The 25,707-nt window shown below is 44.0% G+C and carries 30 protein-coding genes; 11 read left to right on the top strand and 19 right to left on the bottom strand.

Annotated features, from left to right (window positions below):
* Window positions 1-71 precede the first annotated feature (71 nt).
* Together IGJ26_RS12970 and IGJ26_RS12975 are read right to left on the bottom strand one after the other, a co-directional pair.
* On the bottom strand, window positions 72-422 hold the full coding sequence (locus IGJ26_RS12970) for a type II toxin-antitoxin system PemK/MazF family toxin (RefSeq protein ID WP_016621609.1): 351 nt from the start codon (window positions 420-422) through the stop codon (window positions 72-74).
* Window positions 416-691: an AbrB/MazE/SpoVT family DNA-binding domain-containing protein gene (locus IGJ26_RS12975; RefSeq protein WP_005234145.1), complete on the bottom strand. Its 276-nt coding sequence runs from the start codon at window positions 689-691 to the stop codon at window positions 416-418. Before IGJ26_RS12975 ends, IGJ26_RS12970 begins: the two co-directional genes overlap by 7 nt.
* Before the next feature lie 214 nt (window positions 692-905).
* Between IGJ26_RS12975 and IGJ26_RS12980 the strand changes: the two genes are divergently transcribed.
* Both IGJ26_RS12980 and IGJ26_RS12985 read left to right on the top strand, forming a co-directional pair.
* Window positions 906-1,658: an exodeoxyribonuclease III gene (locus IGJ26_RS12980; protein ID WP_005234144.1), complete on the top strand. Its 753-nt coding sequence runs from the start codon at window positions 906-908 to the stop codon at window positions 1,656-1,658.
* Window positions 1,659-1,742: 84 nt separating this feature from the next.
* A complete protein-coding gene (locus tag IGJ26_RS12985; RefSeq protein ID WP_010749886.1) occupies window positions 1,743-2,276 on the top strand; it encodes a 3'-5' exonuclease in 534 nt (177 codons plus the stop codon).
* Window positions 2,277-2,351: 75 nt separating this feature from the next.
* On the opposite strand, the gene IGJ26_RS12990 is transcribed toward IGJ26_RS12985, so the two are convergent.
* The 5 genes from IGJ26_RS12990 to IGJ26_RS13010 form a co-directional block, all read right to left on the bottom strand.
* Window positions 2,352-2,867: a GNAT family N-acetyltransferase gene (locus tag IGJ26_RS12990; protein ID WP_061053180.1), complete on the bottom strand. Its 516-nt coding sequence runs from the start codon at window positions 2,865-2,867 to the stop codon at window positions 2,352-2,354.
* A gap of 16 nt (window positions 2,868-2,883) precedes the next feature.
* Complete coding sequence (locus IGJ26_RS12995; protein ID WP_005234141.1) at window positions 2,884-3,408, bottom strand: GNAT family N-acetyltransferase; 525 nt, start codon at window positions 3,406-3,408, stop codon at window positions 2,884-2,886.
* Window positions 3,401-3,874, bottom strand: coding sequence for a tRNA (adenosine(37)-N6)-threonylcarbamoyltransferase complex ATPase subunit type 1 TsaE (gene tsaE / locus IGJ26_RS13000; RefSeq protein ID WP_034878371.1), 474 nt, complete (start codon window positions 3,872-3,874; stop codon window positions 3,401-3,403). The genes IGJ26_RS12995 and tsaE overlap by 8 nt, the downstream gene beginning before the upstream one ends.
* A 215-nt stretch (window positions 3,875-4,089) precedes the next feature.
* Entirely contained in the window at window positions 4,090-5,073 is a 984-nt protein-coding gene (gene pta, locus IGJ26_RS13005; RefSeq protein WP_008380699.1) for a phosphate acetyltransferase, read from the bottom strand.
* A 141-nt stretch (window positions 5,074-5,214) separates the two neighbouring features.
* Entirely contained in the window at window positions 5,215-5,904 is a 690-nt protein-coding gene (locus IGJ26_RS13010; protein WP_086316511.1) for a uracil-DNA glycosylase, read from the bottom strand.
* A 132-nt stretch (window positions 5,905-6,036) separates the two neighbouring features.
* Between IGJ26_RS13010 and IGJ26_RS13015 the strand changes: the two genes are divergently transcribed.
* Together IGJ26_RS13015 and IGJ26_RS13020 are read left to right on the top strand one after the other, a co-directional pair.
* Window positions 6,037-6,906, top strand: a complete 870-nt coding sequence (locus IGJ26_RS13015; protein WP_086297929.1) for a Cof-type HAD-IIB family hydrolase — start codon at window positions 6,037-6,039, stop codon at window positions 6,904-6,906.
* A gap of 39 nt (window positions 6,907-6,945) precedes the next feature.
* On the top strand, window positions 6,946-7,467 hold the full coding sequence (locus tag IGJ26_RS13020) for an LURP-one-related/scramblase family protein (protein WP_005228514.1): 522 nt from the start codon (window positions 6,946-6,948) through the stop codon (window positions 7,465-7,467).
* Between the two features lie 4 nt (window positions 7,468-7,471).
* Here the strand turns inward: IGJ26_RS13020 and IGJ26_RS13025 are convergent, their stop codons facing one another.
* Together IGJ26_RS13025 and gloA2 are read right to left on the bottom strand one after the other, a co-directional pair.
* Window positions 7,472-8,038 (bottom strand): GNAT family N-acetyltransferase, encoded by a 567-nt coding sequence (locus tag IGJ26_RS13025; RefSeq protein WP_005234129.1) that lies wholly within the window; start codon window positions 8,036-8,038, stop codon window positions 7,472-7,474.
* A gap of 93 nt (window positions 8,039-8,131) precedes the next feature.
* The gene (gloA2, locus tag IGJ26_RS13030) at window positions 8,132-8,509 is read right to left on the bottom strand and encodes an SMU1112c/YaeR family gloxylase I-like metalloprotein (protein WP_005234127.1); all 378 of its coding nucleotides are present in this window, start codon (window positions 8,507-8,509) and stop codon (window positions 8,132-8,134) included.
* 135 nt (window positions 8,510-8,644) lie between these two features.
* Between gloA2 and nrdI the strand changes: the two genes are divergently transcribed.
* A complete protein-coding gene (nrdI, locus tag IGJ26_RS13035) occupies window positions 8,645-9,094 on the top strand; it encodes a class Ib ribonucleoside-diphosphate reductase assembly flavoprotein NrdI (RefSeq protein ID WP_016621614.1) in 450 nt (149 codons plus the stop codon).
* A gap of 41 nt (window positions 9,095-9,135) precedes the next feature.
* Window positions 9,136-10,785, top strand: coding sequence for a MutS-related protein (locus IGJ26_RS13040; protein ID WP_086316512.1), 1,650 nt, complete (start codon window positions 9,136-9,138; stop codon window positions 10,783-10,785).
* A 67-nt stretch (window positions 10,786-10,852) separates the two neighbouring features.
* Here the strand turns inward: IGJ26_RS13040 and IGJ26_RS13045 are convergent, their stop codons facing one another.
* The 5 genes from IGJ26_RS13045 to IGJ26_RS13065 form a co-directional block, all read right to left on the bottom strand.
* A complete protein-coding gene (locus IGJ26_RS13045; protein ID WP_016621616.1) occupies window positions 10,853-12,673 on the bottom strand; it encodes an LTA synthase family protein in 1,821 nt (606 codons plus the stop codon).
* Between the two features lie 190 nt (window positions 12,674-12,863).
* Window positions 12,864-13,688: an ammonia-dependent NAD(+) synthetase gene (gene nadE, locus IGJ26_RS13050; RefSeq protein ID WP_008380685.1), complete on the bottom strand. Its 825-nt coding sequence runs from the start codon at window positions 13,686-13,688 to the stop codon at window positions 12,864-12,866.
* A 62-nt stretch (window positions 13,689-13,750) separates the two neighbouring features.
* Entirely contained in the window at window positions 13,751-15,217 is a 1,467-nt protein-coding gene (locus tag IGJ26_RS13055; protein WP_008380683.1) for a nicotinate phosphoribosyltransferase, read from the bottom strand.
* A 244-nt stretch (window positions 15,218-15,461) separates the two neighbouring features.
* Window positions 15,462-15,818 carry a DUF1827 family protein gene (locus tag IGJ26_RS13060; protein ID WP_008380681.1) on the bottom strand — a complete coding sequence of 119 codons (357 nt, stop codon included), beginning with the start codon at window positions 15,816-15,818 and terminating at the stop codon, window positions 15,462-15,464.
* Window positions 15,805-16,686 (bottom strand): HAD-IIB family hydrolase, encoded by an 882-nt coding sequence (locus IGJ26_RS13065; protein WP_005234118.1) that lies wholly within the window; start codon window positions 16,684-16,686, stop codon window positions 15,805-15,807. The genes IGJ26_RS13060 and IGJ26_RS13065 overlap by 14 nt, the downstream gene beginning before the upstream one ends.
* A 114-nt stretch (window positions 16,687-16,800) precedes the next feature.
* Between IGJ26_RS13065 and IGJ26_RS13070 the strand changes: the two genes are divergently transcribed.
* Window positions 16,801-17,574, top strand: a complete 774-nt coding sequence (locus tag IGJ26_RS13070) for a MerR family transcriptional regulator (protein ID WP_008380678.1) — start codon at window positions 16,801-16,803, stop codon at window positions 17,572-17,574.
* 60 nt (window positions 17,575-17,634) lie between these two features.
* Here IGJ26_RS13070 and IGJ26_RS13075 read toward each other — a convergent pair whose 3' ends face one another.
* On the bottom strand, window positions 17,635-18,552 hold the full coding sequence (locus IGJ26_RS13075) for a LacI family DNA-binding transcriptional regulator (protein WP_008380675.1): 918 nt from the start codon (window positions 18,550-18,552) through the stop codon (window positions 17,635-17,637).
* A gap of 13 nt (window positions 18,553-18,565) precedes the next feature.
* Complete coding sequence (locus IGJ26_RS13080; protein WP_005228502.1) at window positions 18,566-18,829, bottom strand: hypothetical protein; 264 nt, start codon at window positions 18,827-18,829, stop codon at window positions 18,566-18,568.
* 194 nt (window positions 18,830-19,023) lie between these two features.
* Between IGJ26_RS13080 and IGJ26_RS13085 the strand changes: the two genes are divergently transcribed.
* From IGJ26_RS13085 to IGJ26_RS13095, 3 genes are all read left to right on the top strand, one after another.
* Window positions 19,024-19,272, top strand: a complete 249-nt coding sequence (locus tag IGJ26_RS13085; protein WP_008380673.1) for a helix-turn-helix domain-containing protein — start codon at window positions 19,024-19,026, stop codon at window positions 19,270-19,272.
* 176 nt (window positions 19,273-19,448) lie between these two features.
* Window positions 19,449-20,384 carry an ABC transporter ATP-binding protein gene (locus tag IGJ26_RS13090; protein WP_005234114.1) on the top strand — a complete coding sequence of 312 codons (936 nt, stop codon included), beginning with the start codon at window positions 19,449-19,451 and terminating at the stop codon, window positions 20,382-20,384.
* Window positions 20,377-21,147 (top strand): ABC transporter permease, encoded by a 771-nt coding sequence (locus tag IGJ26_RS13095; RefSeq protein WP_005228499.1) that lies wholly within the window; start codon window positions 20,377-20,379, stop codon window positions 21,145-21,147. Before IGJ26_RS13090 ends, IGJ26_RS13095 begins: the two co-directional genes overlap by 8 nt.
* A 51-nt stretch (window positions 21,148-21,198) precedes the next feature.
* Here the strand turns inward: IGJ26_RS13095 and IGJ26_RS13100 are convergent, their stop codons facing one another.
* Window positions 21,199-23,028 (bottom strand): glucose PTS transporter subunit IIA, encoded by a 1,830-nt coding sequence (locus IGJ26_RS13100; protein WP_008380669.1) that lies wholly within the window; start codon window positions 23,026-23,028, stop codon window positions 21,199-21,201.
* Between the two features lie 290 nt (window positions 23,029-23,318).
* On the opposite strand from IGJ26_RS13100, the gene IGJ26_RS13105 reads away from it, so the two are divergent.
* The gene (locus IGJ26_RS13105) at window positions 23,319-24,518 is read left to right on the top strand and encodes an enolase C-terminal domain-like protein (protein WP_005234111.1); all 1,200 of its coding nucleotides are present in this window, start codon (window positions 23,319-23,321) and stop codon (window positions 24,516-24,518) included.
* A 94-nt stretch (window positions 24,519-24,612) separates the two neighbouring features.
* On the opposite strand, the gene IGJ26_RS13110 is transcribed toward IGJ26_RS13105, so the two are convergent.
* On the bottom strand, window positions 24,613-25,320 hold the full coding sequence (locus IGJ26_RS13110; protein ID WP_005234110.1) for a GntR family transcriptional regulator: 708 nt from the start codon (window positions 25,318-25,320) through the stop codon (window positions 24,613-24,615).
* Entirely contained in the window at window positions 25,317-25,643 is a 327-nt protein-coding gene (locus tag IGJ26_RS13115) for an MGMT family protein (protein ID WP_008380664.1), read from the bottom strand. The genes IGJ26_RS13110 and IGJ26_RS13115 overlap by 4 nt, the downstream gene beginning before the upstream one ends.
* Window positions 25,644-25,707: the final 64 nt, after the last annotated feature.

Consider the following 25,707-nt stretch of genomic DNA (forward strand, 5'->3'; position numbering starts at 1 on the left):
AAAAGTTGCTACCTCTGGTGAATCAAAGAAAAGCTTAATAATCGAATGACCTGATTAATAAAGAGTAAGCTTCAAAAAAAGTGTTTTGTTATTTCAGATAATCGTTCTTTCATCTCCGTAGTGACTTTATCGACTACTTCTAAGTTGCTGCGATGCAAGAGGTCCACACTGCGAATATGCTGACAAAGAATCGTCCCTTGAACTTTACTCTTTTGTGTTTCGGTAACTGTTTGAAACGCATTCGATCGAGCGAATTTTTCTTCTACATATTTTTTTGAGCTACTGATTGGCATCACTAAGACGGTATTGAAACTCTTGTTATAATAATCATTACTAACCACCACACACGGTCTTTTTTTTGCCATTTCATTTCCTTTGGTGGGATTTAAGTCAATAAAAAGAATATCTCCTTGTCTTACCATTCAATATTCTCCTCACCTAAATCTTCTCCAAAAAACATCTCACCTGTATCAAATTTCCCCGTTTCTTCTACGATCGCTAATTCTTGTTTCCAAAAATCTTCAAAGGAAGGTGCTGCTTTTTCGCCTGTTACCTTGATCTCGCCTTCTGGAGTAAATTCAAAAATTACCCGCTGATTCTCTTTTAAGCCTAACTTTTGCCGCACACTTTTTGGAATAGTTATTTGATTTTTCGAAGTCATTTTCGCTGAAACTTGCGCTTTGATCGTCATGTGAACTGCCCCCTTTTCAAAACGATTGTAACATAAAACGTAAGGAAAAGTAAGGATTTATTAATCCTTTTTCGTACCACAAACGAATTTTCTCTAGCATCCAAATTTAATCCTCATTCTTCCTCCTTGTTTTCCTTATTCCGCTCACTTGCTTTGCGCTTCTGGCTTTTTTAGGTAAAATGGGAGGCGTAGTGGAAAATAAGGAGGAGTCTTAATGAAATTTATTTCTTGGAATGTGAATGGTTTACGGGCCATCGTTAAAAAAAATTTTTCTGAAGTGTTTGAAGCCCTCGATGCTGATTTCTTTTGTTTACAAGAAACAAAGCTGCAAGAAGGTCAGATCGAATTGGATTTACCAGGCTATCATCAATACTGGAATTATGCGGAGAAGAAAGGCTATTCTGGCACGGCGATTTTCGCAAAAGAACCTGCGCTATCCGTCCGTTATGGATTAGGAATCGAAGAACATGATACGGAAGGTCGCGTCATCACGCTGGAGTATCCTGAATTTTTCTTGATTACTTGCTACACACCGAATTCCCAAAATGAATTGCGCCGCTTGGATTATCGCATGACTTGGGAAGATGCCTTTTTGGCTTACTTGACTGAATTGAAACAACAAAAGCCAGTGATTCTCTGTGGTGATTTGAATGTTGCCCATAAAAATATCGATATCAAAAACTGGAAAACCAATCAAAAAAGTGCTGGGTTTACACCTGAAGAACGGGAAAAGTTTTCAACTCTTTTGGCTGCTGGCTTTACCGATACGTTCCGTTATTTCTATCCAGATGCAGAAGGCATTTATTCTTGGTGGAGCTACCGTTTCAACGCTCGCAAAAACAATGCCGGCTGGCGCATCGATTACTTTGTCGTTTCGGATGACTTAAATGAGCGCTTGCTAGACGCCAAGATCCATACAGATATCATCGGCAGTGACCATTGTCCGGTGGAACTGGATCTCAACTAACCGTAGGAAAACTTCAGTTTTTCTTAACGTTTGTTCGCTTTTCATTCTTTGATTTTGTGCTAGAATGGCAATGAGGTGAGTCTGATGAATTTTATCGCAATGGACTTTGAAACAGCAAATTATCAAAAGCATAGTGCCTGTTCCCTTGCACTAGTCATGGTACAAGACAGCAAAATCGTGGGCGAATATTACACATTGATCCAACCGGAAACGGAATTTTTTTGGAAAAACATTCAAATTCATGGCATCCGTCCAGAAGATGTGCAAGAAGCGCCTAAGTTTCCTGACGTATGGAAACAAATCCAACAATATTATCAATTAAACAGTCTGATCGTTGCGCATAATGCTGGTTTTGATACCGGCGTTTTGGCGGGGTGTCTTGACTATTATGGGTTGTCACAACCAAACTATCTTTCCTTGTGCACGGTACGAACAAGCCGCAAACTGTATCCAGAATTTACGAACCACAAATTAAATACGGTTTGTGAGCAATTGCAGATTCCTTTACTAAACCACCATGATGCCTTGGAAGATAGCCGGGCATGTGCCCAAATCTTATTGCGTCAAGAAGAAGAATTTGGCATCGATCCATTAAAAAAATTGGTTTTAGTCAAATAAATAAGAACGTGCGTCCTAAAGTCTAGCGCAATGCTGACTTTAGGACGCACGTTTTCATTTAAGGAAGGATTCATTTTAAGTTAGATCGATCCAATAATGACAGATTACAGCGCCATCTTCAGGATCAATGGCTTTTTCGGTTAGTTTACCGCCGTTATTTTCAATGACTTTGGCGGAGGCACGATTGGCTTCTTCACAGGTTACTAACACGTTTTTCAAGCCAAATTGTTTGGCCTTTACCAATGACTGTGCCAGCATTGCCGAGCCGATGCCTTGCTTTCGATGATCTGGGTGCACCGAATACCCGATGTGTCCGCCAATTTGGCGTAAGTATTCATTAAGCGTCAGACGCAGATTCAAGAGACCGACCACTTTTTGATCTTGGATAGCCAGATAGGTACGGGCGGGAACGAATCCTTCTGGTACCGTTTCTGCTGTTTTAAAATCCGCCAATCCCTTTAGCCAGTCTTTAGCTGTCGGACTTTCTACAAGTCCTGCCCCACCATGGATGACTTCTTGATTCTTCTCGAAGGCTTGCCGATACGCTTCGATTTGATCGCAGTCTGCGATCGTCGGTTCCCGAAACTCCATTTCCTTCACTCCTTTTTTATGATTCAAAAAGACGTGCCATCATCAAGACGTCAACTTTTTGCCCCTCGCGGGTTTGCACTGCTTCTTTCATGCAGCCTTCTGTTAAAAAACCAAATTTTTGATAAAGATGGATCGCTCGTAGATTTCTCGCTTGGACGGTCAACTCGATGCGGGTCAATTCGCCAACTTCTACTACCCAGTCCAGTAATTCTTCAATCAGGAGCGAACCTAAGCCCAATCCCCAATAGTCTTTTAAAATCGAGATACCGATCTCCCCGACATGGGCTAATTGCCACTCTTCGTTGCCTTTGACTGATGCCATGGCGATCAACTGTTCTTGATCAAATGCCAGCAACAGCAAATAGTCCTCCCGTTCATAGATAGCGTCCAGCTGTTCTGCCAATAGGGCTTCTGGCAACGCCAAGCCGCTTTCGTCCATCAAGAGATAATCCGTTTCTTCTCCTAGCTGTTGACTGACTGCTAACACAGCTTTGGCATCAGCACCCGTGGCTTCTTTGATCTGTATCTGGATCTCACTCATGGGCTGCCTGCCATTTGGTTGTGATCCGTTGCAAAAAGGCGGTTGCTTTGGTGCCATATGCATGACATTTCACAAGACGTTTTTGTTCATCTGTATCATCTTTTTCCAAAATCAGTTCTAAATAATCCTCTGGCAGGGAGGCTTCTAAGAGATTGCCCCACTCGATCACACACAAGCCATCCCCTTCGAAATAATCATCCAGTCCTAAATCTTCTGCACCGTATTCCACCCGATAGACATCCATATGGTACAGGGGCATCCGCCCATTGGTATATTCACGAATGATCGTATAGGTCGGACTTTTGATCAGTTGCTCGATCCCTAACCCCAAGGCGATGCCTTTCGTCAATGTTGTTTTGCCAGCACCCAAGTCGCCCGTCAATACCAGATTATCCCCTGGCTCGGCTACTTCTCCAATGATTTTTGCAAATGCTGCGGTTGCTTCTAAGTCGTTAATGGTAAACATAGTCCCCATCCTTTGATCAATCTAATTTACTAGTTGCTAGTATAGCTTGTTTTTCAAGGAATTGTAAAGAAGGAGCTTAAGGAAAATTTCCCGACGACCACTGGATCGTTGATTCATATGGACGCCCCCTGCTTTGTTGCCCTCAACTTTCCAAAAGCAAAACAAAAAACTGACCCTCAAGGGATCAGTTTTTCATAAGTGCAGCGATTGGCTGCTTATTTTTCCATTAATGTTTGTGCCGCAGTAATGATTGATAATTTGTAGACATCTTCTTCATTTGAACCACGGGACAAATCAGAGATTGGTTTGTTCAACCCTTGTAAGATTGGTCCAATCGCTTCAAAGTTACCGAAACGTTGGGCGATCTTGTAGCCAATGTTTCCTGATTGTAAATCGGGGAAAACAAAGACGGTTGCTTTACCTGCTACTTCAGATTCAGGAGCTTTCAATTGCGCAACTGCTGAGATATACGCAGCATCGAATTGCAATTCTCCATCGATTTGATATTCTGGTGCCAATTCTTTGGCGATTTTTGTTGCTTCAACGACTTTATCTACTTCCGGTGCTTTCGCAGAACCTTTCGTTGAGAAGCTTAACATAGCAACTTTTGGATCGATTTCAAATAATTCAGCGGTTTTCGCTGAGTCAACAGCGATTTCTGCTAGTTCTTGTGCATTTGGGTTTACATTGATGGCACAGTCTGAGAACAAGTATTTTTCTTGGTCACGACCACGAACCATTAAGAAAGCACCACTTGTACGGCTCACACCTGGTTTTGTTTTGATGATTTGTAAAGCGGGTCTTACTGTATCACCCGTAGAATGGATCGCTCCGGAAACCATTCCTTCAGTAATGCCCATGTAAGTCAACATTGTACCGAAATAGTTGACATCTTTTAAGATTTCTTCTGCTTGTTCTTTCGTTGCTTTGCCGTTGCGGCGTTCCACAAAAGCTTCAACCATTTCATCCCAACGATCATAATTTTCAGGATCTAAAATTTCAAAGTTTGATACGTTGATTCCGCGAGCTTCTGCTGCTTTTTCGATTTCAACCGGGTTACCGATCAAAACGGGTTCAATCAATTCTTCTGAACGTAGACGGCTAGCAGCACCTAAGATACGAGGATCTGTTGCTTCTGGAAAAACGATTTTGATATGACGACGCACGATTTTAAATTTTAAACTTTCGAATAATTCCACGGGTAAAGACCTCCAGTTTTTTTATACCCTTCCATTGTACAATAACTGCGAAAAAAAGAACAGATAAAAATCCTGTATTAGTCGATTATTTTAAATATCGTTACCTTTTTCACAAAATCGTCAGTTCTAAATAACACAGTTTTACAACTGTGTTATTTTTTCTGGTAACGCCCAAGAAATCGGTTCTTCCCCTAATGCCAGCAACGCTTGATTGATCTTAGAAAAAGGCTTTGAACCAAAGAATCCTCGATGTGCCGACAACGGACTTGGATGAGGCGCTGTTATAATAATATGTTTGCTGGTATCTAGTAAAGCGGCTTTCTTTTGAGCGGGTTTGCCCCAAAGCACAAAAATGACCGGTTCTTCTCGTTGATTCAATTTTTCGATAATCGTATCTGTCAGCTGCTCCCAGCCATGCCCGTGATGTGAATAGGCTTGTCCCTCACGTACCGTCAATACGGTATTCAACAATAAGACCCCTTGCTGCGCCCATGGCACAAGATAGCCATGGGACACAGGTGCAATTCCTAAGTCATCGGCTAATTCCTTGTAAATATTGCGTAAGGAAGGCGGTATTTTGACCCCCGGCTGCACGGAAAACGACAGTCCGTGGGCTTGGTGAGGGCCATGATAAGGATCTTGACCTAAGATGACAACTTTTACGTCATGGTATGGTGTCAGTTTAAGTGCTTCATAAATATGATCCATCGCTGGATGGATCTTTTGCTGGGCATATTCTTGTTTCAAGAAAGCCCGTAGTTGTTGGTAATAGGGTTGCTCAAATGATTCCTGCAATTGTTCTTGCCATTCATTGTCCAATAGTCGTTTCATGGCGAATCTCCTTTGTTTTCTTCTAGGATAACAAATCCCTCCCCTTAGAAACAAGAATTACTCTTCGAAAGAAAAAAAATCCGTGATTTATGGTACACTATTTGTAGAAACGATTAAGAAAGGACGCTGACAATGATCAAATTAATTGCTTCTGATATGGATGGTACGCTTTTAAATGCCAGTATGCAGATTTCAGAAGAAAATATCCAAGCAATCAAATATGCCCAATCCAAAGGAATCGAATTTATGGTCGCAACTGGCCGTAACCGTAAAGAGGCATTGCCGCCGCTGCAAGAAGCCGGGATCGACTGTGCCATGATCACCTTGAATGGGGCCCAAGTCTATGACGAAGCGGGTAATTCATTATTTACTGTGCCGATCAGCCATGAACAAACTCGTTCGTTGATCGACCTACTAAAAGAAAACGACATCTATTTTGAGATCTCAACGAGCAATGGGATCTATTCGGAAAGTCAGACACGTCGGATCGAAAATTTTGCGATCCATACGGCAGAAGCAATGCCCCATTTAACCCATAAGATGGCGATTGCTATGACAGCTGCCCGTTTAGAATTTTTACCGATCAATTATGTCGATGATTTCAGTGAGTTGTTTTCGATCGAAGAATTAGAATTTTTGAAAGTGATCTGCTTCCACCAAGACGGTGCCCGGGTATTGGGTCCTATCACGAAAATCATCGATGGGTACGGCGATCTAGTGGTGACTTCTTCTGGACAAAACAATATTGAGATCAACCACCGAAACGCGCAAAAAGGAATCGCAGTGGCACATGTCGCCAAAGATCGGATGATCTCACTGGCGGAAGTGATGACGATCGGTGACAACTTAAATGATGTAAGTATGCTGCAACTGGCAGGCGTTAGTTTTGCAATGGGAAATGGCGAGTTAGAGGTAAAAGAAGTCGCGAAGTATTTGACGGACACCAATATTGAGGCTGGTGTCGGCAAAGCAATCGTTCGGGCAATTGATGAAAATCTTTAAACCACGCAGCTTTTTGGGGATACATGAGGAGGCGTAAGTATGTCAGAATTTTTCATCCAAGATAGGCAACTTAGCAGAGTCACACGAACCATTGTCAAAGATGAAACAGGCAAATCACTATTTTTGATGGTGGGACGTTGGGGAACCAAGGGCGATGCCCTCTCCCTTTACCGTTTAAATGGGCAAATGGTCGCTAGTATCAAACAAATCAGCTTTACTTTTGGTACACGCTTTGAGATCTACAAAGACTTTGAGAAAGTCGGTACACTGCAAAAAATCTTTAACTGGCCAGGTGATTTCTACTATATCCAGCAGCTTCACTGGGCGGTCCACGGCGATATCTATAATCATCGCTATGGGATCCATCATTTCAATAAAAAGATTATGGAGATGGACAAAGCGACCTTGTTGACGGGGGATTATTATGTACTGGATGTTGTCGATGACCGGGATGCGCCGGTCTGCATCTGTATTGCGGCCGTCATGGATTACTGGCTGTACAATCGGCACCGCAAAAAAGACCATCCTCTTGAGCTTCGACTAACAAATGGAACCAGCTGAAAAATCAGCTGGTTCTTTTTTGCATATGGTCGTAAAGATGGCCACTGATCTCTCTTTGGGCCACGACTTCAAATCCGTGCTTTTCATAGAGCCGCTTCGCATGGGGATTTGCTCGGTCAACACTCAAGCCGATCACCTCATAACCATCTCTAGAAGCAATTTTCGGCAATGCTTCTAACAAGGCTGAGCCGACGCCTTTGCCCCGAAATTTCTCAGCCACACAGATGGTATCTAAGTACCATTCATTTGGTAAAGTCTCTTCATCGATAAACAGCTTCATGTCTTTACTCAAACCGTACTGTTCCAGCACTTTATCTAGAGGCTGATCGATCGTCGCCTCTTCTTTGTCTGGATATCCAAAGGCGACGCCAGCAACTTCTCCGTCGATCTCATTGACTAGCGCACGGCGAAAGCCGTAACGATAATCGGGTTCTAGCATGGCATCTGCTAAGATCTCTAAGGTCTTGGCTTCTCCGATCTCTTTGACAAACGGCAATTCCATGTCCTTTAAAATGACTAAAACGAGTTCAGCCATGACAAAACGATCTTCTTCTTTTGCAAATCTTATCACGTTTTTTCCTCCTTGCTTCTATACATAGAATAACAATTCTCTCAAGAAAAACCAAGTTGAATCGACAAAGGATCAACACAAAGTCTTCCTTGTTTATTCATGTAATTCCAACGGCAAGCCGTCTGGATCTTGGAAAAAGGTCATCTTCTTATTGGTGAAGGTATCAAAACGAATCGGTTCGCACACAATCCCTTTAGTGGCTAACTCCGCTACGACTGCTTCAATATTTTCCACCGCAAAGGCCAAATGTCGCAAGCCGGCTGCTTCGGGAAAACTTGGTCTTGCTGGTGGGTTTTCCACCACAAACAGTTCTATTTCTGATTCCCCAAAGCGCAAGTCGATTTTTACATCTTTCTTTTCTGGGCGCGCATGTTCACGAATCACTTCAAAGCCTAATTTTTCTACATAAAACTCTTTGGTCTGTTGGTAATTACTAGCGATGATCGCCACATGATGCATTTTTGAAAACATTATTGCCACTCCTTTGTATTGGACTCCTCTCTCAGTTTAAAGCCTTTGGCTGCATTTTACTAGAAAAGACTGCCGAAGTTCTCCTCTTTTCATAAATGGTTTCTGTTATACTAGAAAGCGGAAGGTGATGAAAAAATGAAACTACTTTATATTTCAATCTCTGGAAATACCCGTGCATTCGTCAACCGCTTGTTGGCCTATGCAGATCAGCAAGACACACCGAGCACTTGGGAAGCCAAAGAAATTCATGACAATAGTGTCTTTGAACAAGAAGACGAACCTTATGTGGTTTTTGTCCCTACCTATTTAGAAGGTGGAAACGGCGTCGATAACGGCGATCAGGAGATCCTCACAGAAACCATGCGGGAATACATTGACTATGAAAACAACGCCGTTCTTTGCTTAGGCGTGATCGGCAGCGGCAACAAAAACTTTAATTATCAATATTGCTTGACCGCAAAGCAATATGCGGAACAATTTTCGATCCCGTTCTTAGCGGATTTCGAGCTGCGAGGCACGACACAAGATATTGAACGGATCTATGCTTGTTTAAAAGAAATCAATCCTGCCCACAGCAACACTTAGCTTTAGCCAGCATTCATTAGCCATTAGGAGGACTTTTGCATATGGAACCACAAACGATGGTCATTTTGATCATACTCGCCAGCATTCTCATCTTGACCGCACTAGATATCTGGAATCGATACAAAGTACGCCGTTACGTTCGGCTTGCTTGGGGAAAACTTCCCCGTCAGCCCCGCTTTGATAAAGAAGCGAGTTTGAAAAAAGCTTGGCTGACTGAGAAGAAGTTTCACGATTTTGATAGCGAGGTCGATGACATCACTTGGTATGACTTGGATGGCTTTTCGTTGTTTGAGTCCATTAATCTGACGTTTTCCAGTGTTGGTTCAGAAGCGTTGTACCAGCAATTACGCAATTTCCACTTCAAGCCGGACAAACAGCTGACCAAATTGATCGACTTTTTTGCTGCTGACAGTGCCGCACGCGAACAATCCCAATATACGTTTGCTCGTTTAGGAAAACAAGATGATAATTTTTCGAAAGCCTACTTGGCCAATGAAGCGGCGCAATCGATCGGTTCTCTGCCGTTCTTTGTCTTTTTAGGTGTGCTGCCATTAGTCGGCATCTTGCTGCTCCTGCTGGGGATTGTCCAAGGTCTCCTGTTGACGTTGATTAGTGTCGTTTTCAATACGATCTATTACTCCATCAAAAAAGCCAAGCTGGAAACAGAACTGAACAGCATGCGCTATTTGGTTCAAACGATTGCCTGTGGCAGTCAGATCGCTAAAATCAACACGCCCCTCCAAGATGAGATCAAACAATCTTTGTCACCATTAAAGAAGATCACTCGTTTCGCTTTCTCGTTTCGTGCCAAAAACGGCAGCGAAGGAGACATGTTGTTTGAATACATCAATATCATTTTTATGCTGCCGTTTATTTCCTATCAAACGGTCACCACTACTCTGGCCAAACACCAACAAGCAGCCATCGATCTGTGGAATTTGCTGGGAAAATTGGAAGTCGCAGCCGCCATTTTAAATTTTCGCACGTATATGCCCATCACTTGCCTACCGACCTTCCAAACAAGCGGAGGTGTAGAAGCAACGGGTACGTATCATCCCCTTCTGAGTGAAGCAGTCATGAATGATGTCACTTGGAACCACAATACCCTTGTAACTGGCTCCAATGCCTCAGGCAAATCGACATATGTCAAAAGTGTCGCCATCAACTGTATTTTGGCACAAACCATCCAGACAGCAGTAGCTGAAACCTTTACGATGGTTCCTGGTCACGTCATTACCTCGATGGCTGTCGAAGATGATCTATTTGAAGGCGACAGCTATTTCGTGGCGGAGATCAAATCCATCAAACGCCTGCTAGATACCGTTGCCACGAAACAGCGCTGCTACTGTTTTGTTGATGAGATTTTAAAAGGAACAAATACGGTGGAACGAATCGCTTCTTCTGCTAGCATCATCCATTGGTTGCGAGCCTACCCATCATTGGCCTTTGTCGCTACCCATGATATTGAGCTGACTGAAATTTTGAAAAATGATTGCCGCAACATTCATTTTTCTGAACAAGTCACGGAAGATGACGGCATCTCCTTTGATTATAAGGTCAAATCCGGTCCTGCCTTGAGCCGCAACGCGATCGCCCTCTTAAAAGTCATGGGCTACCCTGAAACGATCGTTCAAGACGCCTACGCCGCCGCCAATGATTTTGATCAAAATCGTAAATGGCAGGAATTATAACTTCACACAAACAAAAGCGCCTTATCCCAGTGTCAGTCACAGGATAGGGCGCTATTTTATGTTTCATTTAGTCAAACAAACCAGTCGTTAAACTGTATTGCTCTCCTTGTAGCACATCATATTGGATCAAATTGTAGGCATCATAGATTTCTTGGGCTTCTTGATCCAACGCAAGAGTCGTCTGCCATTGTCCCTCTTGATAATATTGACCCAGTTCAAAAGCCGGCAACTCATCTTGCAAGCCCAACAACAACTGGTAAAACCCGCTGGTTGGTTGATCACTGGCTTCTAATAGGTTCGGCGCAAAATAAAAAGGACTTGTTACTGGTACATCTTCTGGCGCAAAATTCCCTTGCGAATCAACCATCAAAAATTCGGTTTCATGCAGGGCAGCCGTTTCATTTTGATCCTTGATCTCATCGGCATAAATGCCTGGTAAATGATCTCCCCAAAAGACGACCAACGTTCGCCGATCCAGCTGCTCTAATTCAGCCACAAAGTTTTTCAACGCTGTACTGCTATAAGAGATATCCTGTAGGTAGTTTTCCAAAGAAGCCATATTGCCCGGACCGCTCGCTTGGTAATTCAGCGTATCGTATTTGCCAGCATAGGGCATATGGGTCTGCATCGTCACTAAATGGACAAATTGCGGTTGCTGATCGTTTTCCAACAATGCCAGCACTTCTTTGTAGGCCGCCTCATCAGAGATGTAAGGATTATTTTCGATTTTGTCGGTATAGGTCATCGTATCTTGATCGATAAACTGTTCAAACCCCATCACCCCATAGACATCCTTGCGTTTGTACATTGATGTATCGTAAGGATGGATCGCCGTTGCCGTATACCCTGATTGTTCCAAGAAAGAAACCAAGGATGGCAGTTGCGTCAATTTCGGCACTAGCATCGTGTAAGGCGTTGTCATTTGCGGATTCAATAGGCCCATGGCAAAACCAGTCAACGCTTCAAATTCGATGTTTGCCGTACCGCCCCCATAATTTTGCGAAAGCATTTTTCCACTGATGGTTTGATCGGCGACGTGGTAATAGTCTTTCAACGGATCGCCGGTGATCGACAAGCCATTTAAATGGCTCGGGTCGGAAAAGCTCTCACTCATCACATAAACGATATTTGGTGCTTCACTTTCACGGTCTTGGTTTTTCTCCGCCGCCTGTGCATTGTAGGTATCCGCAATCGCTTGGATCGCTTCTTTTGAATACCCCTCAGGCTTCGTCATGGCATCTACCCGCAAGTTGTACAAAAACCCACCGATAAATCCCGTATTGTAATAGTTCATTTTTTGTGAATACGGAATCCAGAGCGCCGTCTGATTGTAGGCTTTGCGTAGAAGGTTGTTGCTGTCGTTGAAGTGTGAAACATAGACTAAGCCCAGCGAGCATACGACCAGCACTGCCCCTCGCATTACTTGTAAACGCCGGTTTAATTTGCGGCTGCGATAGATACTCCAGCCGATCGCCCCGATCGCCGCCAGAGCAAAGAGGATGGCTAAGAAAAACGCGCCATTGCCGATCATGGTTCGTAGAAGGTCGAATTGAGTGACCATCTTTAAATCATCAGGATAGATTGGTTCTTGGCGATAGACCATCTTCGTATGGTTGGCGTACCCTAAGATTCCGATGACGACACTATAAAAGATGCCCCCGATCAGTACTGAACCTGCCAAACTGGCAAACACCCCATACACCAGCAGTAGCACCCCACAAGCCAAGAAAAACTTTGCTGTATGCCACGAAAAGGCAAATTTCAAGGCTAATTCAACGGAAAGATTGTTTTGACACCATTGCAAATATAAATTACTGAAAATGATCAACAGGACGATGGCGATGCCTTTTAAAGCGATCTTCAGATAAGGATGGCTATTTATTTTCACGAAGGAACATTCCTCCTTTTCTACACATTCTAGGTACCCTCGTATTTTATGCTTTCAAGGCAAGAAAGTAAAGCCGAGGTAAGAAGCTTTTGTTATTTTTAAAGAAAGCAACCCTCATAAAAAAGAGTCTAAGGTTTCTTGCCCCTAGACTCTTCTTTCTATCCGAATGGAACTCAATCACTGGTTTTGTTTATTTCCAAAAATCATCAAAAATCGTGACTGGCAAGTGGCGTTTGTGTTGCGTTTTGTTCCACCAGTTTTCAATGGTTTGTTGGGCTTCAGCCGCAATTTCCTTGCCTTCTAAATAGTCATCGATGTCGTTGTAGGTCACTCCTAAAGCTGCTTCATCTGCAACTAAAGGTTTGCCGTCTTCCAAGTCCGCAGTCGGGACTTTGGTATACAATGCTTCTGGTGCGCCTAAGTATTGCAAGAGTTGGCGGCCTTGGCGTTTGTTTAAACGAAACAGTGGTAAGATATCGGCACCGCCATCGCCGTATTTCGTAAAGAAGCCGGTGATATTTTCAGCAGCGTGATCCGTACCCAGAACAGCTCCTGCTTTTTCACCCGCAATGGCATATTGCGTAATCATCCGTTGACGGGCTTTGATATTGCCTTTATTAAAGTCAGAAACCGCTAAGCCTGCTTCTTCCACCGCTTGCACTTGGGCATCGACGGCGTCTTTGATGTTTACCCGCAGCTCAATATCTGGTTTGATAAATTCAATGGCTTTTTTGGCATCTTCTTCATCTGCTTGTTCCCCATAAGGTAAGCGTACCCCTATGAACTGATAGTTGGGATTCCCGGTTTCACTGCGCATTTCCTCCATCGTCAATTGCGCGATCCGGCCAGCTAATGTCGAATCTTGCCCACCACTGATCCCCAAGACAAACGTATGCAAGAACGAATTCTTTTGCAGATACGCCTTTAAAAAATCAATACTCTTACGAACTTCTTCTTTCGGGTCGATGGTCGGTAAGACTCCTAATTCTTTGATAATTTCTTGTTGCATGGTCATAGAAACGCCTCCTCTTATTTTTTGAAGCAGCTGACTGATCCTAGGACCAGCGCAGTTGCGGATTATAAAATCGCGCCATTGGTTTGTTTGCGTACTTTTTCAATCGTGCGCATTTTATGATCCCAGCATTCTTGCGAGAGATCGACTGGGTATTTCTGTGGATTCAAATCACGTTTGTACTCATCCCAAAGGGAATCCAAGCAATTCGTCGCATAGGCTTTGACGTGTTCTAAGTCAGGTACTTGATACACTTGCTGGCCATCCACAAAGATATCTTGCAACAATGGTCGCGCATCAAAGTTCGTCACTGTTTTGTTGATAAAAGTGTGAACAGGATGGAACATGAACAGTTCGTCTGCTGCTTGCGGATTTTCTTCCCATAGCGTGACATAATCGCCTTCTGATTTGCCGTCCGATTTACGGGTGATCCGCCAGACTTGTTTTTTCCCAGGGGTCGAAACCTTTTCGGCATTGCTGGATAATTTGATGGTGTCGATCATTTCTCCCTGCTCATTTTCGATGGCAACCAGTTTATAAACCGCACCTAATGCCGGTTGATCGTAAGCGGTGATCAGCTTGGTGCCGACACCCCATACATCGATTTTCGCCTTTTGCATTTTCAAGCTTAGAATCGTATTTTCGTCTAGATCATTGGAAGCATAGACTTTGGCTTCCGTGAATCCCGCTTCATCCAACTGTTCACGGACTTTTTTCGAGATATAGGCCATATCGCCGCTATCGATCCGCACACCCAAGAAATTGATCCTATCCCCCATCTCTTTGGCCACACGAATCGCATTTGGCACACCTAAACGCAAGGTATCATAGGTATCGACTAAGAATACGCAATCTTTGTGGGTTTGGGCATACGCCATAAATGCATCATAGTCATTGCCATAGGATTGCACGAGGGAATGGGCGTGGGTTCCGCTGGCTGGGATGCCAAAAATCTTCCCTGCCCGCACATTACTCGTCGCATCCGCTCCGCCAATATAAGCCGCTCGGGTCCCCCAAATGGCTGCATCCAATTCTTGTGCCCGACGTGAACCAAATTCCAACAAGGGATCCGTGCCGATCACAGATTTGATGCGGGCAGCTTTCGTGGCGATCAAGGTTTGGAAATTGACCATATTCAGTAGCGCTGTTTCGATCAGCTGCGCTTGTGCTAACGGCCCTTCTACTTGAATGATCGGTTCATTATTGAAGACTAAATCGCCTTCTAACGCTGAACGAACGGTACAAGCAAACTTGAACTCCTTTAGATACTCTAAAAAAGCTTCTGGGTAGCCGCCGATTTCTCGCAAGTAGGCAATATCCGTTTCTGAAAAGGATAAATCGTTCAAATAATCGATCAAACGTTCCAGACCGGCAAAGATCGCATAGCCATTTTCAAAAGGCATGTCACGGAAATAGCATTCAAACACCGCATTACGATCGGCTCTGCCTAACTCCCAATAGGTTTGCATCATGTTGATTTGGTAGAGATCGGTGTGCAGCGTCAAGCTGTCATCTTTAAATAATTTCTGCATGTTCTTACTCCCTCTAGCTTACTTCTTCTCATTATAGCAAAAAAAACACAAAAGACAGAAAAACTTGTTTTTTCAAAAAAAAGTTAGGCTTTTGCCAGTACAAGGCAATCCATCTGAGAACAAATTGCTCCAAAGCATGGGTCAGCCTCCTACTTATTGCGCATTATTTGCGCGCTCGTATAAGGTCGCCCCTTTGTTCAACGTTTGATTGCTCTTGCAACGTGCATGTCCCAACTTCTTTCAACTAGTGTTCTTTCACAGGCAATTGAACAAGAATGACATCTTTTCTCGGTTTAGAAAAGGTGATGCCTCTTGCTTCCATTTCTTTACGAATATTGATATTGACGGTCACGTCTTTGCGATCGACCTTCAGCAAACGATGAATCGCTGTATCGACTTCTTCCCGACTGATTTTCTTTTTATTGTTGATCAATACTAAAGAAATCGTATCAAAACTATCCACATAGAGAATCTGCGTCCGATCAAGCGAATACAATTTATAGTATTTGATCGCTATTTTGTCGAATAGATACTTGGAGATGTTCGGGTAAAAAGTTTCCATATTTAGATTTTGGTTTACTGGGGTTTCAATCAACTTCATGCACAACATCCTCTCTCGAAACTAATTCTGTTAAAATAAAGCGGCCAACACCGCCGTCTTCCGCGCGCTCAATGGTTCGATCACAAACTGCTTTGATCGCTGGGCTGGCATTTGCTACAGCCAAAGAAACATCCACCGCTTCAAACATCGCAAGGTCATTTTCACCATCACCGATCCCGTAGCTTTTGGCAGCGGGAAAAGCTTCTAAAAAGCTACGGATCGCCGCACCTTTGGTCGCCAATGGATCAACGATTTCCAGTGTTTGGACAAAGGATTGAAAAATCGCTGCCGTTTCTGACTGGATCATCGCCCGCAGCCGTTCTCTTTTTTCGTCTGACGCTTCCATCAGTTCGATTTTGATGACCTTTATCTCTGGATGTTCCTTCATAAACTGCAACACGTCGTCTTTATGAAGGCATTCGTTGTAGAAGAACTCGTATTTGTAGTCAGCGATGATTTGCCCTCGCTCCCCTAACTCCGCGAGTAACTGCTTACGGCTTTCTTGAAATTGCGCTTCATACAAATGCGCTTGTGGGGAAATGATGCCATGGTCAGTATGTAAGAAATAAAAAACCGCTTCTGTCTCTAAGATACCAATCACTTGTGCCAATGTCTTATAGGGTAAGGTATGCGTCAAAACAGGCGCTTCTCCTTTTATCATCAGACCGGCGCCGTTTCCGAAAATCACATCGCAGGAAAGGCCTTCTTCCGCCATCATATCTTGAACAAGCTCAAATCCTCGCCCTGTGACAAACACAAAGTGATCCCCTTGGGCTTGCAAACAACGGATGGCTTCTTTATTGATCTCATGAATCGGGTGCCCCATTTCTTGAAACGTCCCATCAATATCAGAAAAAACTATTTGCATCTTATCTTCCTTTCTTTGTTATAATTATAGCACATTTTAAAAAACGCAAAAAAATTTTCTTGACTTTGTCGTTACGTCAACCTTTAGGATACAGGTGTAAGGAGGGAAAAGCCGATGGAATATACGATCAGTGCCTTAGCCAAACTGTCAGGAGTCAGCAGCCGTACCCTGCGGTATTATGATCAGATCAAGTTGTTACAACCGCAACGCACCAACTCAGCTGGTTACCGTATCTACGGGAGACAGGAAGTCGATCGCCTACAGCAGATTTTGTATTTTAAGTCTTTTGGGCTGTCATTAGAAACGATCCGCGGGATCTTGGATGAGCCGCAAGCATCGATCCAAACGGTCTTGTTGCAGCATTACCAACAGCTTTTACAAGAGCGAGCAGCCCTGGACAGTCTTTTGACCACCTTAGCGCAAACAATTGATTATTATGAAGGAGAAAAGACGATGACCGATCAAGAGAAATTCAGTTATTTTAAGGAACAAAAAATTCGTGAAAACGAAGCAAACTACGGTGCCGAGTTACGAGAAACCTACGGTGAGGAGATCATCGAAAAAAGCAACCAAAAGTGGCAGCAGATGACCCAAGTCGATTATCAAGCACTGACCGACAACGAAAACCGCTTATTGCAGCTGTTAAAAGAGCTATTGACTGAAAAGGAAGGGAAACGAATCCCTTCTGACAAAGCCCAAATGGCTTTTGCTGCACATCAAGCATGGCTCAAACAAGCAGCACCCTTTTACTCAGCAAAATATCACCGATCTTTAGGGGAAATGTACGTTCAAGACGAGCGTTTTACCGCCTATTACGATCAAAAAGCGGGCGTCGGCAGCGCCCAGCTGTTGAAACAGATCATTGACCATTACACCGAATCCCATTAAAAAAACGATGCGCAAGCACTGCCCGTTCAGGGGCTTTGTTTGCGCATCGTTTCGTCTATGCTATCGTTTGATGAACTCATAGGGCATGCGATAGTTGCCGCTTTTTTCCATTATCGCCAATTGGACGGCAGTCTCCCCGCAAGCTTGCAAGTGATGATCGATCGTTGAAAGCTGCAGCAGCTCGCTGATGTATAAATTGTCCCGTCCAATCACAAGCCATTCTCCCGGCGCCTGCGACTGGATCCCAGCAGCAACATGATCCCCATTGGTGAAAATCGCTTCGACCCCTTTATCTGCAAAATAAGCAGCTGCTTCTTTGCCATCTTCTTCCGTCAAACAATCCCAAAAGATCAAGTCTTCGGAAAAAGTCGAAAAATAGTCATGAGCCAAACGGACCGTGATTTTTGAATTGCTGCTGAGCTTGCGGCTGCGTCCCAATGTCACGCCAATTTTCTGGATACCTTGTTCCTTAAAATACGTAAAGACTTCTTTGATCGATTCCTCTCGATCAATATAGGTGCAACCGTCAGTCAAATACGAGATATTCTCACAAAAGACGATGCGACCGTAAGAACGATAAGGCAATAAGGTTTCGATCGGATTCGCCCGCGAGGCAATGATCAAGGCATCAAAGCTTTTCGCCGCAAATTCTTGCAAATACGCTTCCTCTACTTGCGGATCATAGTTCGTGGCTAAAAGCGTCACCTTATAGCCCCGAGCAAACGCTGCTGTTGTGATGCCGCTCAATAATCGATCAAAATAGGGATGATTGACAAACGGTAGGATCACACCGATATTTTTGGTTTTACCAACACTCAACGCTCGTGCCGTGTAATTTGGAATATAGTTGACCTCTTTCATGACAGCCAGAATCTTGCGACGCTTTTCTTCACTGACATACGGATTGTTGTTAATGACTCGTGAAACTGTGGAGACCGAATAACCGGTCAAGCGTGCAATATCCCGAATGTTTGCCATGACTCACTGCTCCTTAAACGAATAATTGTTCTTTCATATAGTCTATCACACTTAACCCACATGTATAAAATTCATAGTAATCATTGTGATGAATAAATCCGATCCGCTGAGACCCGAAGTGTTCATCACACGTCAAGTGACTGATCTCATCCACAGGAATTTCTACTAATCGTTCTTGAAAGAACCCTTTTGGCTTCGTCAATACCAGTTGTTGTCCATCAAAAGCCAACGTTACATAACAACATTCCGCACCATTTTTCTTCATGTATGTATTCATTTTTTCATCCCGCCTTCCTTTTTATAAATCAAGCATACTGTATGAAACGCGTCTCAGAGCAAGTCATTTGTTTCGCTTTTTAACAAAAACCGTTCGACCTTCATGTGAATTACTTCGCATATTTTGCTTTTGTTGGTACAATAAAAAGAGAACAGTGCGAAAGGAAGCGCAATTTTTTTAAGGAGGACCGCAAAGTGACATTAGAAGAAGCTTTTTTATTAGACACCTTGCGTTGCCGCTTCAAGTTTTTAAGAGAAGAACGCGGATTGAGCCCAAAAGAAGTATGCCAGCATCTCGATGTGTCTTACCCCGATTACACCTTATACGAAGCAGGCGATTGCTTACCCGATGTATTGACGCTGCTACACGCAGCTTCCCTTTATAATGTTTCTGTCGATTACTTATTAGGACAGACAGAACGACCAGAACGGTATTTATGCTAACAATCGACTTTATCGAAAAAACGATCAAATGGTCGTTTTTTCTTTTGCCTCTTTCCCACTTTTCATCGATTAGCAACAATTGTTATCTAATCAAATGAAAAAAATCAAATCATGCGGTTCTTCTTGAAAAAAAATGATAGAATAAACCATCATACATAGAAGGAGTTCAAACAAACATGACCTATGCACTAGAACTAACCGATTTACGCAAAGTCTATGCCACCGGCGTTGAAGCGTTGCGGGGCATAAATTTGACGGTGGAAGAAGGCGACTTTTATGCCTTGTTAGGCCCTAACGGCGCTGGAAAGTCCACCACCATCGGCATTATCACCTCTCTTGTCAATAAATCTTCCGGAAGCGTCAAAGTCTTCGGCTACGATTTAGACAAAGAATTGGTCCAAGTCAAACAACAGATTGGTTTGGTTCCCCAAGAATTCAATTTCAATCCCTTTGAAACGGTCCAGCAGATCGTGGTCAATCAAGCTGGGTATTATGGTGTCCCCCGCAACGAAGCCATCAAGCGCAGCGAAAAATACTTGAAGCAGTCGAATTTGTGGGAAAAACGCAATGTTCGTGCGCGGATGCTGTCAGGCGGGATGAAACGCCGTTTGATGATCGCTCGTGCCCTGATGCATGAACCACGGCTATTGATTTTGGATGAACCGACGGCAGGTGTCGATATCGAATTGCGTCGGGAAATGTGGAGCTTTTTGCGGGAGCTGAACCAAAATGGCACAACGATCATTTTGACGACCCATTATTTAGAAGAGGCGGAAATGCTTTGCCGCAACATCGGGATCATTCAATCTGGTGAACTGATCGAAAACACCAGCATGAAATCCTTGTTGGCAAAACTGCAATTTGAAACCTTTCTTTTTGATATCGCACCGATCAAACAAGCACCAACGATCACTGGATATCCGATCCAAATGGAAGATGAACAGACCATCGCCGTTGAAGTCGCTCGAGACCAAGGCGTCAACGATCTTTTTGCTCAATTCAGCCAGCAAGGGATCAATGTCCTCTCCATGCGCAACAAATCCAATCGCTTGGAAGAACTATTTTTGAAAATCACCGAAGAAGCACACGAAGCGGAGGAAAACCATGTTTAGTCTTTATTTTACAGCCTTAAAAAGTTTAGCGGTCAAAGAGACCAACCGCTATTTAAGGATTTGGGTGCAGACCCTCGTCCCACCCGTCATCACTACTTCCTTATACTTCATTATCTTTGGGAAAATGATTGGCAGCCGCATCGGCGAAATGGGCGGCTTTTCTTATATGGAATTTATCGTTCCTGGGCTGATCATGATGTCGACGATCACCAGCTCTTACTCCAATGTGTCTTCTTCCTTCTTTTCACAGAAGTTTCAAAAAAACATTGAGGAACTCTTAGTGGCGCCGGTTCCTACTCACGTCATCATTTGGGGCTTTGTCTTTGGCGGACTTGGCCGTAGTATCTTGGTGGGCACATTGGTGACCATCATTTCCCTTTTCTTCGTGCCATTACATGTGTATTCTTGGGTCATCGTTGTCTTAACCCTAGTCATGACCGCCATCTTATTTTCATTAGCAGGGTTGCTAAATGGGATCTTCGCCCAATCCTTTGACGATGTTTCCATCGTGCCAACCTTTGTTTTACAACCATTGACCTATCTTGGAGGCGTCTTTTACTCCATCAGCATGCTGCCGCCGATTTGGCAAACGATCTCCAAAGTCAACCCGATCGTGTATATGATCTCTGGTTTCCGCTACGGCTTTTTAGGCACCATCGATGTCCCAATTTTCCTATCCATCGGTATTTTGGTCTTGTTCATTGTTGTCTTATACAGCGTATGCTGGTACTTGATCCAAAAAGGCCGTGGGCTGCGTAGTTAATTGCAATAAAAAAAAGATGAACTTCATTAATGAAGCTCATCTTTTTTTTTATTAGGCATTCAAAACGACTTTTTCCAGCAATGCACCGGCTTGGTGTCTGCCTTCTAAATCAGTACTTCCAGAAAATTGCTGCACGCGATCCATGTTGGTGATCAAAACGATCACCATGGTTTCTTTGCCTTGCTGCTTGATATAAGGTAGATCCATTTGTGCCAGTTTGGTTTGCGGAGTGACTTGCTCCCCAGCTTTGACAAAGACATCAAAGCCTTGTCCGCCAAGTGAGACTGTATCGATCCCCATATGCACAAGAACTTCAACGCCGTTTTGGGTTTTGATCCCGACGGCATGTTTTGAAGGGAACACAGTGGTGACTTCGCCACTGACCGGTGCAAAGATTTGCCCATCTTGTGACTCGATGGCATAGCCTTCTCCCATCATTTTCGTTGAAAAAACTTCATCTGGTACATCTTCTAATGGGACATATTCTCCATGGGTCACGGCATGCAGATCCACTTCGTTGGTGTAACGATCGCCTTCGGCTGCTTGATTTGGTACCAAGAACCAGCTCATTGCAAAGGATAAGCCGATTGCCAAGATGATCCCTAAAACAGCATAGATAAAGTATTCCCCAATATAGGCTGGCAAACTAAAGATACTTGAAAGAATATATCCATAAATCCGAACACCGAAGAAACTGATGAAGGCAGACGCCACAGAACTACCAACTGTTGCTGCGATAAAGGCTTTTTTATACTTCGACAAAATCCCGAATAACGCAGGTTCTGTGATCCCTAATAAGCCAGAAACCGCCGAAGATAGAATGATCGATTTTTCTTCTTTGGTTTTGACTTTGAAATAAATAGCTGCTGTTGCGCCGGTGATTGCCATATTTGCCATAAACATCATTGGCATCAACATGTCATACCCTTGATTGGCGAAGTTTTGCAAAGCGATCGGGGTCATGGCATGATGCAATCCCGTGAAGATTGCAATTGGTCGAATCGCCCCTACCACAATTCCTGCTAAGACAGGCGAGATAGTGAATAAACCAGCCACGCCAGCAGCCAGTAAGTTTCCTAGATGGATACTGATTGGGCCAATGACCGTTAATGTCAAGATACCAGCGACAAACAACGAAATCGTCGGTGTAAACACGGTACGCAGCACTTGTGGTAAGAGTTTATCGACCCAACGGTAAATATAACTGAGCGCCAGCACGGCAAAGATAATGGGAATCACTGTTCCTGCATAGTTAAAGACGGGTACTGGCAGTATGCCGAACAAGCGAAAGGCGGAAATACTTCCTTCGGCTACCGCATTGGTCATCGTTGGAAATTGCAGCGTTGCCGCGATTGCGATCGCTAAATATTGATTGGTTTTAAAAATCCGAGCGGCTGAGGCAGCAACAAAAAATGGCAAGAATGTAAATACGCCGCTCGCGATCATGTCGATCACTAAATAGGTGTCTGTTTGATTAGAGATGACATTCAAAGCCACCAATCCAGCCATTAATCCTTTGATCATTCCTGCGCCAGCGATAGCTGGAACGATCGGACCAAAAACGCCAGAAACGGTATCCATAAATAAGGAAACGGCCCCTTTTTTCTCTGATGTTCCCCCTTGGTTCGCTTCATCAAGACCTAATTCTTTGGCTAAAGGTGCATAATAATCAGCAACATCCGTTCCTATCACTACTTGCAGCTGATTGCTTTGATATTTTGTTCCTACGACTTTGGGTGTTTTTTCTAACGCCGCATAGTCGACTTTCTTCTCATCCTTTAAATCAAAACGCAAGCGAGTCATACAGTGCCATGCATTGTTGATATTTTCTGATCCGCCAACATCTTTAATAATCTGTTTTACGATGTCTTCTTTGGTCATCTTTTTTTCCCCCTGTTGTTTGCTAACGGTCCTGATCCTTTTGACGGGCGCCCTTTCAGGTGTTTCCGTTTTCACACACATAGTAGCATGCTCACACATACTTGTAAAACCAGTCCTTTTTTGATAAAAACAGAATAAAAACGCTATATATCAACGTTTTATTATAAAAAAGTAAAAAATTGGACTGGTTTTATGGTGTATATCTAGTTTTTATTAGACCAAATTGACAGCGGTTGCCAAGCATGTTTCAATGGCTATAGCAACTAGAGACAAAAATTGGAGTGAATGAAATGACACCAACGATCATCACCGACGTCAAAGCCTTTGCGATCAAACCTGATCGCCATAACCTTGTTGTCGTTAAAGTAGAAACGAACAAAGGCGTATCTGGGTTAGGCTGCGCAACCTTCCAGTTTCGCCCACTAGCCGTAAAAACCGTCGTTGACGAGTATTTACGCCCCCTCTTACTTGGCCGCGATGCCAATCAAATCGAAGATCTTTGGCAAGTGATGAATGTCAATTCTTACTGGCGGAATGGTCCAATCACCAACAATGCCATCTCAGGAGTTGACATGGCTTTGTGGGACATCAAGGGACAATTAGCCGATATGCCATTGTATCAACTGTTAGGTGGAAAAGCGCGTACGGCGATTCCCGCCTATACTCATGCCGTGGCAGATAATCTAGAAGATCTTTATCAAGAAATCGATCGCTTCTTGGCTGAGGGGTATCGCTATATCCGTTGTCAATTAGGCTTTTATGGTGGAAATCCTAGCCAACTGCAAACACCCGATCAGCCCATCGCTGGTTCCTATTTTGATCAAACAGACTACATGGACACAACACTGAAAATGTTTGCTGCGATCCAAGAACGATACGGCAATCAATTTCAAATGCTGCATGACGTGCATGAACGGCTGCATCCAAACCAAGCGATTCAATTTGCAAAAGCCGCTGAACCTTTTAATCTCTTTTTCCTAGAAGATATTTTGCCGCCGGATCAAAACAAGTGGTTGCAGCAACTCCGCAGCCAGTCGGCGACCCCGATCGCGACCGGCGAATTGTTCAATAATCCGATGGAATGGCAAGAGCTAGTCAAAAATCAACAGATTGACTTTATGCGTGCCCATGTCTCACAAATCGGTGGGATCACGCCAGCATTGAAATTGGCTCACTTCTGCGATGCGATGGGCATTCGGATCGCTTGGCACACGCCGTCTGATATCAGCCCTGTCGGCTTAGCCGTCAACACCCATCTAAATATCCATCTGCACAATGCCGCGATCCAAGAAACGATTGCGATCCCAGCAAATACCCAGTCGGTCTTTGGTGGCAGTCCGCAACCTGAAAACGGCTATTTTTATCCGATCGAGAAAAGTGGGATCGGAATCACGTTCGATGAAGCAGCAGCTGCGGAATTTCCCGTGGTTTACCGTCCTCATGAATGGACCCAGAGCCGTACACCAGACGGCACATTGATCACTCCTTAAACACAACAAAAGACATCCCCTGTCCAACCGACGGGGGATGTCTTTTGTTCTTTCTGGATAAAAAAGACGCAACTGGCAAATTTGCTTTTCCAAATCAATCGATGCGTGAGCGATGAATCTCGCGGTCAAAGGGACGGATGTAGGTCACGGCATAATCAATGGCAACGATATTGCTGAACTCATACACGCGGCCGTCTTCTAAAATCGCCCGATTGCTGATCTGCATTGCCGGCGTCCCCCGTTTGCACAATAAAATGCCCGACTGCGCAGTCGATGTGGTGATGGGGGTATAGCTGGTGATGTAGTGGGAAATGCGGTATCCGCAGCTTTCGACATAGCGTTGGATCGAGTGCTCCACGATTTCTTGTGTCAATTCAGGAAATAGGCTGACGGGCAATTTAGAGGTTTCCAGCTGTTCGATTTTATAATTGACGATCCGCACTCGTTCAAAGGTCCAGACTTCCTCGTCTGGGCCTATTTGGAAAATCTGCTGTTCATCCAACGTTGCTGCCGCCTTATTCAAGGAAATCATTTTGGAATGGATGCGGTCATAAGGGGTGCGGGTCAAGGAATTAAAGATCATTGGGTTTTTGACCCATTTTTCATGGATAAAAATCCCTGAACCTTGTACTACTTTGACGATCCCGATCTCTTCAAGGTTTTTGATTGCTTGCTGGATCGTAAACCGCGAAACGCCATAGGTTTGCGCAAGGGTTCTTTGGTTGGGTAATTTGCCGGCAGAAAATTCTTCCTGATAGATTTTACTCAACAGATCTTGCACGATAAATTCACGTTTTTTCATAATGGCTCCTTCATTTGAGCGGGAGCGATCTCGCTCATGGACCAACTGCAAGCCTTCATATCGATACGACCACTGGCTTTGAAGACCACCCCTTCATCGACGAGTGCTGCTTTTCGCACATTGGCGGTGGGACCAACTAAGACGCCATCTGCCCGCACGACTCGATGGGCAGGGACATCCTGAGGGCTCAAGCGCATCGCTCGACCGACTGCTCGCGCGCCGTTGATTTGTCCCAATTTCCACGCAATCTGACTATAGGAGACGACTTTACCAAAAGGGATCTGCCGCGCCAGCGCATAGACTTCTTCATAGAATGGATTCATACTACTCGCTCCTTCTTTGATTCTTTCTATCATAGTACTGGATTCCCTGCCAATAGTAAATGAA

Origin of the sequence: Enterococcus sp. AZ095a, from assembly GCF_050546735.1 — a bacterium.
GTDB classification, from domain to species: Bacteria; Bacillota; Bacilli; order Lactobacillales; family Enterococcaceae; genus Enterococcus_D; species Enterococcus_D entomosocium.

Coding starts and splice junctions, on each gene's coding strand:
- IGJ26_RS12970 (WP_016621609.1), bottom strand. CDS start 422: ATGGTAAGACAAGGAGATATTCTTTTTATTGACTTAAATCCCACCAAA.
- IGJ26_RS12975 (WP_005234145.1), bottom strand. CDS start 691: ATGACGATCAAAGCGCAAGTTTCAGCGAAAATGACTTCGAAAAATCAA.
- IGJ26_RS12980 (WP_005234144.1), top strand. CDS start 906: ATGAAATTTATTTCTTGGAATGTGAATGGTTTACGGGCCATCGTTAAA.
- IGJ26_RS12985 (WP_010749886.1), top strand. CDS start 1,743: ATGAATTTTATCGCAATGGACTTTGAAACAGCAAATTATCAAAAGCAT.
- IGJ26_RS12990 (WP_061053180.1), bottom strand. CDS start 2,867: ATGGAGTTTCGGGAACCGACGATCGCAGACTGCGATCAAATCGAAGCG.
- IGJ26_RS12995 (WP_005234141.1), bottom strand. CDS start 3,408: ATGAGTGAGATCCAGATACAGATCAAAGAAGCCACGGGTGCTGATGCC.
- tsaE (WP_034878371.1), bottom strand. CDS start 3,874: ATGTTTACCATTAACGACTTAGAAGCAACCGCAGCATTTGCAAAAATC.
- IGJ26_RS13010 (WP_086316511.1), bottom strand. CDS start 5,904: ATGAAACGACTATTGGACAATGAATGGCAAGAACAATTGCAGGAATCA.
- IGJ26_RS13015 (WP_086297929.1), top strand. CDS start 6,037: ATGATCAAATTAATTGCTTCTGATATGGATGGTACGCTTTTAAATGCC.
- IGJ26_RS13020 (WP_005228514.1), top strand. CDS start 6,946: ATGTCAGAATTTTTCATCCAAGATAGGCAACTTAGCAGAGTCACACGA.
- gloA2 (WP_005234127.1), bottom strand. CDS start 8,509: ATGTTTTCAAAAATGCATCATGTGGCGATCATCGCTAGTAATTACCAA.
- nrdI (WP_016621614.1), top strand. CDS start 8,645: ATGAAACTACTTTATATTTCAATCTCTGGAAATACCCGTGCATTCGTC.
- IGJ26_RS13040 (WP_086316512.1), top strand. CDS start 9,136: ATGGAACCACAAACGATGGTCATTTTGATCATACTCGCCAGCATTCTC.
- nadE (WP_008380685.1), bottom strand. CDS start 13,688: ATGACCATGCAACAAGAAATTATCAAAGAATTAGGAGTCTTACCGACC.
- IGJ26_RS13055 (WP_008380683.1), bottom strand. CDS start 15,217: ATGCAGAAATTATTTAAAGATGACAGCTTGACGCTGCACACCGATCTC.
- IGJ26_RS13060 (WP_008380681.1), bottom strand. CDS start 15,818: ATGAAGTTGATTGAAACCCCAGTAAACCAAAATCTAAATATGGAAACT.
- IGJ26_RS13065 (WP_005234118.1), bottom strand. CDS start 16,686: ATGCAAATAGTTTTTTCTGATATTGATGGGACGTTTCAAGAAATGGGG.
- IGJ26_RS13070 (WP_008380678.1), top strand. CDS start 16,801: ATGGAATATACGATCAGTGCCTTAGCCAAACTGTCAGGAGTCAGCAGC.
- IGJ26_RS13075 (WP_008380675.1), bottom strand. CDS start 18,552: ATGGCAAACATTCGGGATATTGCACGCTTGACCGGTTATTCGGTCTCC.
- IGJ26_RS13080 (WP_005228502.1), bottom strand. CDS start 18,829: ATGAATACATACATGAAGAAAAATGGTGCGGAATGTTGTTATGTAACG.
- IGJ26_RS13090 (WP_005234114.1), top strand. CDS start 19,449: ATGACCTATGCACTAGAACTAACCGATTTACGCAAAGTCTATGCCACC.
- IGJ26_RS13095 (WP_005228499.1), top strand. CDS start 20,377: ATGTTTAGTCTTTATTTTACAGCCTTAAAAAGTTTAGCGGTCAAAGAG.
- IGJ26_RS13100 (WP_008380669.1), bottom strand. CDS start 23,028: ATGACCAAAGAAGACATCGTAAAACAGATTATTAAAGATGTTGGCGGA.
- IGJ26_RS13105 (WP_005234111.1), top strand. CDS start 23,319: ATGACACCAACGATCATCACCGACGTCAAAGCCTTTGCGATCAAACCT.
- IGJ26_RS13110 (WP_005234110.1), bottom strand. CDS start 25,320: ATGAAAAAACGTGAATTTATCGTGCAAGATCTGTTGAGTAAAATCTAT.
- IGJ26_RS13115 (WP_008380664.1), bottom strand. CDS start 25,643: ATGAATCCATTCTATGAAGAAGTCTATGCGCTGGCGCGGCAGATCCCT.